This window comes from Aggregatilinea sp. (assembly GCF_036822615.1).
GTDB lineage: Bacteria > Chloroflexota > Anaerolineae > Aggregatilineales > Aggregatilineaceae > Aggregatilinea.
In genome coordinates this window covers 1-12,095 of sequence record NZ_DAISHJ010000141.1, presented here as the reverse complement: position 1 = coordinate 12,095, position 12,095 = coordinate 1, and the positions used below count along the sequence as shown (strand labels likewise).

Genomic DNA, 12,095 nt, shown 5'->3' with positions numbered 1-12,095 from the left:
GGGGGTATAGGCGCTGGTGACGGACACCAAACGCTGCCATTCCGGTTCGGTGATCGTCGGGTTCAGCAGGTCCAGCATCGCCGCTTCCAGATCGATCGTTTCCGAGCCGTAGCCGCCGGAGTCGATTTTAACGCGCAGGGTCAGGGTGCTTTGTGTGCCGTCTTGCCCGGCGGCGCTGAGGACGAGCGGGTAAATGCCGGGCTGGGTGAAACGGTCGATGCCGACCAACGCGTAGAAATTCACGCCATCCTGAGACAGAATCACGAGCGGATTGCCCAGGAACGTGCCGCTGACCGTGCCGGATCCGGTCAGCGCGGCGTGAACCTCGACCGTCTGGCCCTGCACGGGCGGCGTTGGCAGCACCGCCAAAGCTCCGAACGGCAGGGGCAGATCCGCGACCGCCTCAGTTGCGCTGGTGGTGGGAATCCACAGCCGCTGGCCGGGGAACAGAGTGGCGGGCAGGGTGAGATCGTTGGCTTCGAGCAGCGTATTCAGCGTAATGTGATGGTCGAGCGCGATGCGGAAGAGATTGTCACCGGGCGCGACGCGGTAGGGCACGCCAGAGACGGACGCATCCGCCGTGGCTGTGCCCTGGCTGACGTTCAAGACCTGCCCGATGTACATCTGCTGCGGATTTGTGAGCGAGTTCGCTGCCGCCAGTTCGGCGGCGGTGGTGTGATAGACGCGGGTGAGCGTATCGATTGTGTCGCCCGGTTGGACGACGTGCACCACCTGCGCGCCAGTGGCATTGACCTGCGCGTTGGGGATGAGCAGGCGCTGGCCGACCGCAATCAGGCGCGGGTCGGTGATGCCGTTGGCGGCGCTGATCGCATCGACGGTCGTACCGTACTGCATGGCGATGCGGAATAGATTCTCGCCGCGCTGTACGATGTGGATCGTGACACCGCCGGACGGCTGGTTGACCGGATCTCCGCTTTGCGCCGCTGTGCGGGATACGCTTGCGAGCAGCAGGACGACGACGATGAGGGCAGCGACGAGGCTCGCGCGCCGGTTCCGCACGTTCATCTTAGGGCCGCCCGCGAATTTGCTCGATCAATTTCTGCGCGTCGGAGAAGTCCGAAACGGCCTGTTCCGCCAGGGAAAGACCCTGATCGGCAGTGCTGGCTAATGTTTGTGACTGGCATGACGATTCAAACAGCTCACGTGCAGGCAGCGCGCTGTCTAACCCGGCGTTGACGAACGTTACGGCCTGTTCCAACTCCGGATCGGCCACATCGGTGCGTTCAAGTTCGGCGCGCTGCGCATCGTTCCAGAAGAAATAGTCCGGCCATTCAGGGAAAGTGCAGATGGTGAGGCTGACGGCCTGACCCTGAAGGGCGCGTTTCCAGTAGTCGATCATGCCCGTCTGGTACGAATTTTGCAAATCGCCAACGATGACCAGACGGTCCGAAAGCTGGCGCAGAATGGTGTCGTAGTCCAGGTTCGGGTACGGCAGGGGCGTCTGCGTGACCGTTGGCGTGATGGTCGGTGTGCCGGTCGGCGCGGGTGTTGGGGGCAGTGTAGGCGCGGCACTGGGCGGCGCACCGGTCGGCGTGACGCCGGGCTCCAGCGTCGCCGGGGCTTCTGGCTCGACGGCGCTTTCGGTTGCGGATATATCTGGCTGGGCTGACGTGGCGGTGGGCGGCGGAGTCGGCGTGAAGACTGGCGCCTGCATGGCCGTGTCGAGCGCGACTCGTGTCGCGTCTACGACGGCTTCCACATGATCCAGGTGTTTGAGCGCCTCAATGCCCTGGATGAGCGAGGCTGTTTGCTGCTGGCAGATCGTGTCCCAGGCCGCCTGCGCCTGCTGAAGCTCAGTCAGGGCGGGGTTGAAGCTGTCTGCGATGGCGGCCAAATCGGAGTACGCGCTGCGGTCCGCATCGCTGAGCAGATACGGCTCGGGGCGGCTGAACGTCGCGGCGCAGACGACCTCGTCGGTTTCGTTGTGATGCTCGATTTCAGCACGCAGGGATTTTGCGTCTTCGGCGGCTTGATCGAGCCGCACGCTGAACGCATCGATCAGTTCGGTACGCGGCGTGGTGGTTTCGTCGCTTTCACCGTCGCCACCCAATGCGTTGATGCCGATCAACACGCCGTTCGCCAACAGCGATACGACGAACAGGATCAGCAGCACGCGCAGCGCCCGGCTCAGAACGACATCACTGACCGGAAACGACCGGCTCGAACCGCCCGATTCCATCGCTCTGAACATGGACAGACCCTCGTGCGCCGCGTCGCGCACGCTGTCGTCTTCGTCGCTCATATATGCCGTTCGCAACAGGGGGATCACAGAAGGATCGCGTGTCGCGGCCAGCTTGCGCACCGCCTGACGCCGAACCCGTGCTTTTGAATCGTGCAGACGTTCGACCAGCTCCTCACGTGCGGGTGCTGCCATAACTTGACATCCTCATCCGGCTCCATCCTCCGCGCAGGTACTATCATATGTTAAGATTTTGTTGAGCGAAAGTGACCTTTGGGGAGGATCGGGCATGATGGGTTGCCAACACGCAACCAGGCCCCGTATCGGAGCCTGGTCTGGGTGGCGCGTACTGCGGAAAGAAGTGGCTCGCTAGGGTGTGGCCTCGTTGACGGTGAAAGTACAGGTGCCGTCGTTCGTCGTTGTGGACGTGCCGGGGCCAAAGTCGTCGTAGCCGTCGGTGATCGCTTCATCCCAACTGAGGTGATACGTCACAGTATGCTCGCCCGCTTCCAGACGGCCCACCGGGTAGTACCAGTACACGATCCAGCGACCCTGCTCGCGCCGGGTGTCGCTGGCGTACTGATCCCAGTCAAGCAGCGGCTTGCCGTCGAGACTGACTTCATAGCGCGCATTATCGAGGTGCTGCTGCATCAGGTCTTCAGCCGCGACGTACCAGCTCCACTCGATGTACACTTCGTCATTGGTGGTGGGCGTTGGGGGCCGGACGACTTTCTGCTCACAGTAGGCCAGGATCTTCACTGCACCCGCGACGGGTGTCGCGCCCGGGGTGCGCGTCGGCCCGGTGGGGGTCGGCGGCGTCCGGTTATCCGGTTCGTCAGTCGTATCTTCGACCTCGGCAGCGGCCTGCCCCGCGACGATATCGTCAAAGTTCGTCTCGATCAGGTCGCCACGCACCCATAGGCGCTGAACATTGCCGTCGTCGTCCTCAATGGCGATCTCGTACCATGTGCGTCCCGCGTCATCCGTCTTGGTGCGCAGCACGCCGACCTCCGTGCCCGGCGCGACGGCAGTGACCACTGGCTGATCCGCGCCGGGACCATCGCGCAGATTCACGCTCTGGTTGGACTGAATGATGCCGGACGCCGTCGCGGTCGGTGACGGAGTTGGGCTGAGCGTGGCCGTGGGCGGTGCAAGGGTAGCGGTCGCTTGCGGCGTTTGTGATGGGAACGGTGTGGTGCTGGGCAGGGGGGTCGCCGTGAATCGAGGCGTGAAACTTACGATGGGCTTCACGGTTCGGGTCGGTTGGTTCAGCGCCACATCACCCTGGGCTTGCGGCGACGGCGTCTGAGTTTCGTTCGACTCGCAGGCCGTCACCAGAAGGATCAGGCAGACGAGAAGTAACAGGGTCCACCAAGGACGCATCTGCATACTGCACTATCTCCCCTCACGCGCGTCAACAGTAAATGGGCTTCTCTGTGCATATCATAACGTCCCTGCGAAAACCCGGCAATTGACGCGCTGAGGGAGTCAGGACGATTTGTCTAGGCTGGGCGGCGGGCTAGATTTCGACGGGCGGCGACCGACCTTCAGCAGCAGTCGTACGTGGTCGATCAGACTGTTGGCAAGGTAAGGTTTGGTCACGTAGCTGTCTGCGCCCAGCTCCATGCCCTGCCGGACGAAGTCGGGATCGGCGTAGGCGGTCATGATGAGCACGGGCGTATAGTCGAGATGGCGCATTCGGCGCACGATACGCAGTACGTCCAGCCCATTGATATCCGGCAGCATTAAATCCAAAATAATGAGGTCGGGCGTATTTTGCTTGAGATGATTGAGCGCCGAAACGCCATCCGGGAATGTGATCGGCACTGCCCCGATGTGCTGAAGCAGCATTGTCATCACATTCAGCAGGCTGGGATCGTCATCAACGACTGTGATCGTGGGCGAGAAACTGATAGAATCCGTATTCACGCGACGACTTCACCTATCTTGATGTCGGATGCAAATGGGGAAAAGCTCGGTTTGCTCGCGTAGTACTCCACTCCACGCGTAATGTTGTTTTTAACGTTGACCCCGGATAGAGGCAAGTTTTTTTATGAATTTCAGAATACTGTAATGCACATTGGGGAAATTAGATCGTATCCTGTATTGGTTACGCGTGTTTCTTAGAGTGTGAACCCGCAGCTTTTTGGAGAGTGTGGTATGGATCTGGTCATCATCGTTGCAATTATCGTCGTTGGCTATCTCATCGGCTCGTTCCCGACCGCGTATATCGTCGGTAAGGTGAAGGGGGTCGATATCTTCAAGGTGGGCAGCGGGAATATGGGCGCGACCAACGTCGCGCGGGCCTGCGGCATTCAATATGGCGCGCTGGTATGGCTTTGGGACGGGTTGAAGGGCGTGCTGGCCGTGCTGCTGGCGCGTGCCGTGATGCCCGATAATACGGCGGCAGCGAGCGTGCTGGCCGCGGTGGCCGTGGTGGCCGGGCACAACTGGTCGTTCCTGGCGACGATCATCACCGGCAGCATCAAGGGTGGCAAGGGGGCGGCGACCGCCAGCGGGACGTTCCTGCTGCTGGCTCCCACGTTCCTGGTGGTCATCGTGCTGGCGGTGGCGGCGGCGGTTGTGCTGCTGACACGCTACGTGTCGCTGGCGGTGCTGACCTCGGTCGCAGCGGCGGCGGTGGCAATCCTGGTTCTGATCGGCCTGAACGTGCTGGAGCCGGTCTACAGCCTGTACCTGTTCGTGGCGTGGATGATCTTCATTCGTCACCGCAGCAACATCTATAATCTCCTGGCGGGCAAGGAACGCCGCCTGGGCGACCGCGTTTAACCTTCCATTCTCTCCATTTAAAACCAAAGCCCGGCGCATCATTGGCCGGGCTTTTTTGCTGGCTGAGTGCCGTGAAGTGCATTAGTAGCCGGGATAGCGCCGCCCGCCGCCTTTGTAGTCCGGCGCGGTGATCAGAAAGACGTGGCTGCGGCGCGTGTCGGCCAGACGGCTGCGGATCACCGGATCGAGCGTGGCGAACTCCTGCGCCGTGGTGAAGACGGTGGGCAGACGGGCCACATAGCGGTGGTTGACGATCTGGCGCAGCTTTTCCAGCGCCCACGGTGATGGGTTGGTGAGATCAAGCTGATCGATGACCAGCATAGGGATCGACTTCAGTTCCGCGAAACGTTTGTCATAGGACGTGCTGCTGCTCGGCCCGAACGCGGCACGCAGATAATCGAGCAGATCGGAGGCGGTGACGAGGATCGCAGGTTCATCCAGGCGCGCGCGGTAGTTGGCGATGGCCGCCGCGAGGTGCGTCTTGCCGCAGCCCGATCCGCCCATGAGGGTTAGCCAGCCATCCGGATCTTTCGCATAGGACAGGGCGATGTCATAGGCTTCCTGCAAGTTGTGGCGATCCTTCGGAACGAGGTCGCCCTGGCGCAGATCGAACGTCTCGAACACCATGTCGCCGTAGAGGTTCAGGCCGGAAATCGGGCTTTGTTCGGGCAGCGGCGCGGCGGCGCGGAAGTCGGGGACGTTGAGGTTGATCGGACGCGTGAGATGATGATCCATCAAGCGGCTGCGCACGCGCGGATCGATGTTTTCCGGCTCAACATTAGTTGTGATCACCGTGTTCAAGCGGTTCAAGTAGCGGTGATTGATCAACTGGTAGAGCTTTTCCTGCGCCCAGGCGGTCGGGCTTTCCGCCCCGAGATCGTCAAGGATCAGCAGTCGTGTGGCGCGCACCTGCTCAAATAGATCGTCATACTCCACGTTGGAATCGGGACCAAAGGTGGAGCGCAAATGATCGAGCAGGTCGGGCGTTGTGATAAAGATCACGTCCTGGCCCCGCGCAAGTACTTCGTTGGCAATGGCGGCGGCAAGGTGCGTTTTCCCGCTGCCATAGGTGCCCTGAAACAGCAGCCAGCCCTGGGGATTGTGCGCATAGTCTAGGGCGAGACTATGCGCTGCACGCAGCGTCGAAAGCTGCGACTCATTAAAGCCGGGCAGATCTAGCAGGAATGAGTCGAATGTCTTGTCCGCAACGGCGCTGAGATTGCTCATCTCGCGCAGGCGCGTGTTACGCCGCGCGGCGATGGTTTCCTGCTGGCATACGCACGGGAACGCCTTGCCAAAGTGCGGATGGTCGAGCGGCACGTCATGCGTGACATATCCCATGCCGCCGCAGATGGGACAGATGTCCTTGTTAGCGCCGCTAGTAGTCGATGATGTCTGAGTATTCCCCACGGATATACCGGTAGTGATCCGCCTCAGTTGGTTGTGTAGGCTGTCCACCATCTTTTCCTTCCGTCTGCCAGCGGTTGAGGATGGCCGAGACGTACCGCCAGTTGCGGGCATTGCGCTCGACCGCGAGTCTGATCGCCTCTTCTATCCATTCAGCCGGGTACTCGTCTTCGGCCTGCTTGAGCTGTTCTGCGATCATGGGCGTCAGCGAGCCGATGTTCTGTTCGTACAGCGCGAAAATGTTAGGGCGTTCCACAACCAGTGCAACGGGGCAGTCTCGACCGCCATAGGTGAAGCGGCCCTGCTCGATGGCCTGGATGGCATTGCGCCCGCGCGTCGTGTTCAGAAAATAGAGATCTTCCGGCGCGGCCACGCCTTCGACCGTCACATGCAGCAGCGTGCCGCGTGCCGTCGCACGCTCGAAGGCTTCTAGCGTGCGCTCGCGGGCTTTGGCCGCATCAGTGTCGATGCCGCCGAGAAACACGGCATCGTCCAGCACTTCGCGGCGGATGACATAGCGGTACTGCCCGTCCTGCTGGTGCAGGGCCCAGAAGCAGTACAGCGTAAGCTTCATTTCCGCCAGATCGTCAATGCTTTGCAGTAACTCGGTAAAAAACAGGTTCGGCAGCGCCACCGTGCGTGTCTTGCCCGGTGGAAATCCGCTAAATACTCGCATCAGGTGTCCCCTCGCCCCGGCTCGCTGTTCTATCCGTTGTTGGATGCCCGGTGGCTTTAGAACCCGGCCAGGTCCATGTCGATCTTCTTCAAATTGGAGAACTGGGTCAGTTCCTTGCGGAAGAAGAGCGTGATCGTTCCGGTTGGCCCGTTACGGTGTTTGGCGACGATCACGTCTGCCTGGTTTGGCCGCTCGGTGTTTTCGTTGTACACCTCGTCGCGGTAGATAAAGAGCACAATGTCCGCGTCCTGCTCGATACTACCCGATTCGCGCAGGTCCGAAAGCTGCGGGCGCTTGTCCTGGCGCTGCTCGACCGCGCGCGACAACTGCGCAGCCGCCAGCACCGGCACGTTTAGCTCGCGGGCGATCTGCTTCAGGTTACGCGAGATGTGGCTGATTTCCTGCACTCGGTTTTCGCTGTGCCCCGCGCCGCCGGTCATAAGCTGCAAGTAGTCCACCATGACCAGATCCAGCCCGTGTTCGCTGTAGAGGCGGCGGCATTTGGTCCGCATCTGGAGGGGCGACAGGGCAGGGGTGTCGTCCAGAAAGATCTGTACGCTGCTGAGATTGGCGGTCGCTTCGACAAAAAGCGCCCACTCGCGTTCGTCCAGCTCACCCAGGCGCAGGCTGTGCGTGCTGATGCCCGTCTCGGACGAGACGAGGCGCTGGACGATCTGCTCATTGCTCATTTCGAGACTGAAGATGGCGACGCGCGCCCGGCCCAGACGCGCCGCGTTGAGCGCCGTAGTCAGCAGCCACGACGTCTTACCCATACCGGGACGGCCCGCGACGATCACGAGGTCGGATTTTTGCAGACCACCGAGCAGGTGGTCGAGATCGCTGAAGCCGGTCGGCACGCCCAGCGGCTCGCCGCGCCGCTCGTAGAGATTTTCGATGCGGTCGTAGTAGTCGCTGATGGCGATACGCATCGGGACCAGCTCGCGCATGAGCCGCCGCTCGGTGACGGCGAACAACGACGCTTCGGCACGGTCCACGACTTCGTTGATGTCCGCGCTTTCTTCGTGCGCAAGCTGCGCGATTTCGCTGGCCGAGGACAACAGGCGGCGGCGCAGCGCCGCACGCTCGACGATGCGCCCGTACGCCTCAGCATAGATGGACGACGGGGTATGGTTGATCAGATAGGTGATATAGGCTGCGCCGCCGATTTCTTCCAGGCGCGACTGCTGGCGCAGTTCCTCGACGACGGTCACATAGTCGATTTCGTCGTTGCGCTCGTGCAGGCGCTGGATCGTCTCCCAGACCCACCCGTTGCGCACAATGAAAAAATCGTCGGCCTGCAAAAAGGACGCGACATCGTTCAGTGCGTTAGGGTTGATCAGGATGGACCCCAGCAGCGCTTCTTCCGCTTCTACGCTGTGCGGGGCCAGTCGATCGGGCTGCGCGAAGATCGGGTCTTGTTGGCTCATGATGCCTTTTGGTGCATGAACGAGACGTATGTCTAAGGCACAATGATGCTAAAAACGGGGCGGCTCAATTGGAGCAGCCCCGTCTGTTTCAGGTAAACGATCGAGAAAAGCTACTCTTCGTCGTCTTCCGAGTCGAGGTCGTCGAGATCCAACGATTCGACAAAGTCCTCGAAAATGCTCAGATGGCCGGAGCCTTCTTGATTTTCCGCGTTGGATGCTGCTTCGCTGTCAATTTCTTCGTCGGGCATGATGCCTGCCCGCTCCATCACGGAGTCTTCGACATAGATTGGTACTTCGAGGCGCACGGCCAGGGCAATCGCGTCGCTGGGCCGTGAATCGATCTGATGGGTTTCGCCGTTTAGGTCCAGCACAATTTGGGCAAAGAAGGTATCTTGCCGGAGATCGTTGACGACGATGTGCTTCACCTGACCGCCCAGCTCGGTGAGGATAGACTTCATGAGGTCGTGCGTCAGCGGGCGTTCCATAGCCATACCTTGCAGCTTGACGGCGATGGCTTCCGCTTCGCACGGGCCGATGAAAATCGGCAGGTACTTGCTGCTAACCGGATCTTTGAGAATGACGACGCGGAGCTGCGACATCAAGCTCACGCGGATGCTGTCGATATTGACTTTAATCATGAAAGGATTCCTGGAATATCTGTAATTCCGGCTGGGTGATGACGGCGGTCGGTCAACTAGATTTGATTATACCATCGAGTTTACGTGCTCAGCAAAGCGATCTGGCGGGCTGTGCCGACCCGTTACACAGCCTGTGTCATGACGATGGTTCGTGCTGCTAGCCCACCTCAGACGTTTCTTCTTGCGGCATAGCGCCGGGCAAGCCGGTCTGATCTGGCTCGATCTCGTCGGGCAGGGGCAGCGACGACAGATCGTAATCCTGCCCGGCTTCGTGGCTTACCATCTTGATTTTGCCGTCGATGAACGCGCCTTCTTCGGTGGTGATGGCCGACGCGCTGATATCGCCCCATACACGGCCCGTCCGCAGAAGCTGAACGCGCTTTCCGCTGACGTTGCCGCGTACCGCTCCGGCGATCGAGACATTTTTGCCGTGGATGTCCGCTGTGATCTTGGCGGTTTCACCGACCAGCACGTTGCCGTCGATCTCCAAGGTGCCTTCAAAAATCCCATCCAGGCGGATATCAGCCCGGCATTTCAGATCCCCGTACAGGGTCGTGCTGGCTCCCAGCACGGTTTCAAACCCGGAAAGATGGTGCGCCGACGGGCTAGGCGGCGATGATTTTTGCTCGCGCCGTGCCGCCGGCGGCTCATCCTGTTTGCGTCCACCAAAAATCGACATGCGTGCTCTCCACGATGCTGCCCCACGCTACTCGAACTATAGTCGATTGTATCCGCGCTGGCAACGCCATGTCGCTCTGGTGCGCGGTGCTCAGTCGTATTGAGCTTCGGCGCGGCGCGTGACAGGGGTCTCTGGCGGATTCAGGCGGCGATCGCGCAGGCGCATCACGACATAGCCCGCCGCGACAAAGGCCAGCACAACCAGCGTGACCTTCTGGTACTTGTCCACATAACCGAGGATATCTCCCCAGTTTTCGCCCAGGAAGTAGCCGCTAACGGTCAGGACGGTAGTCCAGATGCTCGATCCGAGAGTCGTGAAGATCAGGAATCGGGGCAGGGGCATTCGCTTCATCCCGGCGGGCAGCGAGATCAGGCTGCGGATGATGGGGATGAGGCGTCCGAAGAAGACGATTGCGCTGCCGTAGCGCCCGAACAAATCCAATACGCGGTCGAGTTCGCTTTCCGATACGGTGAGGTAACGCCCATACCGCCGCAGGAATGACCGGATCACCCGCTCATCCGCCCAGACGCCGATGTAGTAGAGCACGATCGCGCCGATCACTGAGCCGAGTGTGCCTGCTACAATCGAGCCGACGAGGCTGAAGTTTCCATCGACGACGAGAAACCCGGCGAACGGCATGACCAATTCGGAGGGAATGGGCGGAAAAATGTTTTCCGCAAACATGACGAACGTGATGCCGGGATAGCCGAGGGTGGAGACGATCTGTTCGATGATGATGCGGATCTGGTCCAGGATTTCTGCCATGTGTTTGTCCTTGATAGGCTGACTGGTTTGTTTCTTGGGCCGTCCATGACGCGAAAGTGCGCCAGTGTACCATAAGAATATAGGCCAAACTAGAAGGGATTTGTAAAAAAAACTGAGCGAAATTGGCTGGCGGTCTGCGTGGGGTGGCGAGGCGCGGCCATGCTATAATGCAGCCAGCGGAGCACATTCAGCTTGCGTACGGATCCCCGTTATTCCCCAGGGCCGGTCTTGTTCGTGGAGAAAGAGATCGGTGCCGGAGGCTGTTTGCGGTAAGGGGATCGGCAGGGTGGCGCCGTTGTTGATCACGCTCTCAGGCAGGGAGTTATGGCGCGAACGCTGGTGATCGCAAACCAGAAGGGCGGAGTCGGGAAATCGACTTCGGTGTTGAATCTGGGCGTGGCCCTGGCGCGACGCGGCCAGCGCGTGCTGCTGATCGACCTCGATCCGCAGGGAGGGCTGACCGCCGGGTTCGGGATCGATCCGTACGCGCTGCGGCACACGGTGTATTCGCTGTTGTCTACGCCGGATGCGTCGCTGGCGAGGGTGCTGGTCGGCGTGGGTGAGCGGCTGGCGCTCGTCCCGGCCAACATCGATCTCGCTGTGGCGGACATTCGCCTGAGCAGCGCGCCCGATCGCGCTGTACGCCTGCGACATGCGCTGGACCGCAGCCGGATTCCCTTCGACACGGTCCTGATCGACACGCCGCCGGGCCTGGGGGTGCTGACCGCAAACGGGCTGGCGGCGGCGGACGATGTGCTGATCCCGGTGCAGTGCCACTACCTTGCGATGCGCGGGGTACGGGCGATTCTCGACAGCGCCGATCGGATGCGCGCCTCGCTCAATCCGCGGCTGGCGGTGCTCGGCCTGTTCGGCACGCTGTACCGGTCGGAATCGGAGCATGCGCGGGAAGTGATGGACGAACTGCGGGACGTGTTTGGAGCGCAGGTGTTCAAGACGGTGATTCCTTACGACGAGGCCGCCGTAGAAGCGCCCCTGACGGGCCAGCCGGTGCTGGACTATGCGCCGGATGGCCCCGCTGCGCAGGCGTATCGTGCGCTGGCCGAGGAGATGGTGCGTGAGCGGGCAGAGTGATCGCAGGCGGGCACGCGCGTCGCTGCGCGGGCGGGGGCGCGAAATCCTGACCGGACATCCGGCGGACGCGCCACACGTGGAGCCGCTGCACCTGACGGAGGATGAGGCGGACGCCCTGTTGTCGATGGGCGCACCCGAAGAAGGGATAGCGATCCCGGCGTGGCAGCGCGAGCTGGAACAGGATGAGGCGCCCGCACCAGACGAGCTGAATCCGCCCGATGCCGCGTACGATTCCGAGATCGCCGCCGTGCCGGACGAGACTACAGAAACGGACGATTTGTTCGCGGACGAGCCGCCGGAAGCGGACGAAGACGACCCGGAAGCGCGCATCCTGCCCGTGCTGGCGGAGATGGCGGATCTGGTCGAGGTGTGGCCGGACGATGCGACCGACGCGGAAGATGTGCCCGACGACGAGCCGATG

12 protein-coding genes and 1 pseudogene are annotated in these 12,095 nt (G+C 61.2%); 3 read left to right on the top strand and 10 right to left on the bottom strand.

All coding sequences use genetic code 11. From position 1 onward, the window contains the following. From V7116_RS23165 to V7116_RS23150, 4 genes are all read right to left on the bottom strand, one after another. Positions 1-1,026: LysM peptidoglycan-binding domain-containing protein (locus V7116_RS23165; RefSeq protein ID WP_324394362.1), on the bottom strand; the 1,026-nt coding region annotated here is incomplete at its 3' end. A gap of 1 nt (position 1,027) precedes the next feature. Beyond that, positions 1,028-2,395 (bottom strand): HEAT repeat domain-containing protein, encoded by a 1,368-nt coding sequence (locus V7116_RS23160; RefSeq protein WP_324394361.1) that lies wholly within the window; start codon positions 2,393-2,395, stop codon positions 1,028-1,030. Positions 2,396-2,569: 174 nt separating this feature from the next. Next, entirely contained in the window at positions 2,570-3,589 is a 1,020-nt protein-coding gene (locus tag V7116_RS23155) for an SH3 domain-containing protein (RefSeq protein ID WP_324394360.1), read from the bottom strand. 99 nt (positions 3,590-3,688) lie between these two features. Further along, on the bottom strand, positions 3,689-4,129 hold the full coding sequence (locus V7116_RS23150) for a response regulator (RefSeq protein WP_324394359.1): 441 nt from the start codon (positions 4,127-4,129) through the stop codon (positions 3,689-3,691). 231 nt (positions 4,130-4,360) lie between these two features. Between V7116_RS23150 and plsY the strand changes: the two genes are divergently transcribed. Next, entirely contained in the window at positions 4,361-4,990 is a 630-nt protein-coding gene (gene plsY, locus V7116_RS23145) for a glycerol-3-phosphate 1-O-acyltransferase PlsY (protein WP_324394358.1), read from the top strand. Between the two features lie 81 nt (positions 4,991-5,071). Here the strand turns inward: plsY and V7116_RS23140 are convergent, their stop codons facing one another. The 6 genes from V7116_RS23140 to V7116_RS23115 form a co-directional block, all read right to left on the bottom strand. Next, complete coding sequence (locus V7116_RS23140; protein ID WP_324394357.1) at positions 5,072-6,331, bottom strand: ATP-binding protein; 1,260 nt, start codon at positions 6,329-6,331, stop codon at positions 5,072-5,074. A 37-nt stretch (positions 6,332-6,368) separates the two neighbouring features. Beyond that, positions 6,369-7,073 carry a DnaD domain-containing protein gene (locus tag V7116_RS23135; RefSeq protein ID WP_324394356.1) on the bottom strand — a complete coding sequence of 235 codons (705 nt, stop codon included), beginning with the start codon at positions 7,071-7,073 and terminating at the stop codon, positions 6,369-6,371. A gap of 56 nt (positions 7,074-7,129) precedes the next feature. Continuing rightward, positions 7,130-8,500 (bottom strand): replicative DNA helicase, encoded by a 1,371-nt coding sequence (dnaB, locus tag V7116_RS23130; protein ID WP_324394355.1) that lies wholly within the window; start codon positions 8,498-8,500, stop codon positions 7,130-7,132. 110 nt (positions 8,501-8,610) lie between these two features. Then, on the bottom strand, positions 8,611-9,138 hold the full coding sequence (locus V7116_RS23125; RefSeq protein ID WP_324394354.1) for a bifunctional nuclease family protein: 528 nt from the start codon (positions 9,136-9,138) through the stop codon (positions 8,611-8,613). A 157-nt stretch (positions 9,139-9,295) separates the two neighbouring features. Beyond that, positions 9,296-9,817 (bottom strand): bactofilin family protein, encoded by a 522-nt coding sequence (locus V7116_RS23120; protein ID WP_324394353.1) that lies wholly within the window; start codon positions 9,815-9,817, stop codon positions 9,296-9,298. A gap of 90 nt (positions 9,818-9,907) precedes the next feature. Beyond that, positions 9,908-10,582: a DedA family protein gene (locus V7116_RS23115; RefSeq protein WP_324394352.1), complete on the bottom strand. Its 675-nt coding sequence runs from the start codon at positions 10,580-10,582 to the stop codon at positions 9,908-9,910. Between the two features lie 324 nt (positions 10,583-10,906). Between V7116_RS23115 and V7116_RS23110 the strand changes: the two genes are divergently transcribed. Next, the gene (locus V7116_RS23110; RefSeq protein WP_324394351.1) at positions 10,907-11,674 is read left to right on the top strand and encodes a ParA family protein; all 768 of its coding nucleotides are present in this window, start codon (positions 10,907-10,909) and stop codon (positions 11,672-11,674) included. Beyond that, positions 11,658-12,095: pseudogene (locus V7116_RS23105) on the top strand (hypothetical protein); the annotation flags it as partial. The gene V7116_RS23110 and the pseudogene V7116_RS23105, both read left to right, overlap by 17 nt.

Bases quoted from the DNA above. Each gene is read 5' to 3' on its own strand.
- V7116_RS23160 (WP_324394361.1), bottom strand. From the start codon at position 2,395: ATGGCAGCACCCGCACGTGAGGAGCTGGTCGAACGTCTGCACGATTCA.
- V7116_RS23155 (WP_324394360.1), bottom strand. From the start codon at position 3,589: ATGCAGATGCGTCCTTGGTGGACCCTGTTACTTCTCGTCTGCCTGATC.
- plsY (WP_324394358.1), top strand. From the start codon at position 4,361: ATGGATCTGGTCATCATCGTTGCAATTATCGTCGTTGGCTATCTCATC.
- V7116_RS23140 (WP_324394357.1), bottom strand. From the start codon at position 6,331: ATGGGATATGTCACGCATGACGTGCCGCTCGACCATCCGCACTTTGGC.
- V7116_RS23135 (WP_324394356.1), bottom strand. From the start codon at position 7,073: ATGCGAGTATTTAGCGGATTTCCACCGGGCAAGACACGCACGGTGGCG.
- dnaB (WP_324394355.1), bottom strand. From the start codon at position 8,500: ATGAGCCAACAAGACCCGATCTTCGCGCAGCCCGATCGACTGGCCCCG.
- V7116_RS23125 (WP_324394354.1), bottom strand. From the start codon at position 9,138: ATGATTAAAGTCAATATCGACAGCATCCGCGTGAGCTTGATGTCGCAG.
- V7116_RS23120 (WP_324394353.1), bottom strand. From the start codon at position 9,817: ATGTCGATTTTTGGTGGACGCAAACAGGATGAGCCGCCGGCGGCACGG.
- V7116_RS23115 (WP_324394352.1), bottom strand. From the start codon at position 10,582: ATGGCAGAAATCCTGGACCAGATCCGCATCATCATCGAACAGATCGTC.
- V7116_RS23110 (WP_324394351.1), top strand. From the start codon at position 10,907: ATGGCGCGAACGCTGGTGATCGCAAACCAGAAGGGCGGAGTCGGGAAA.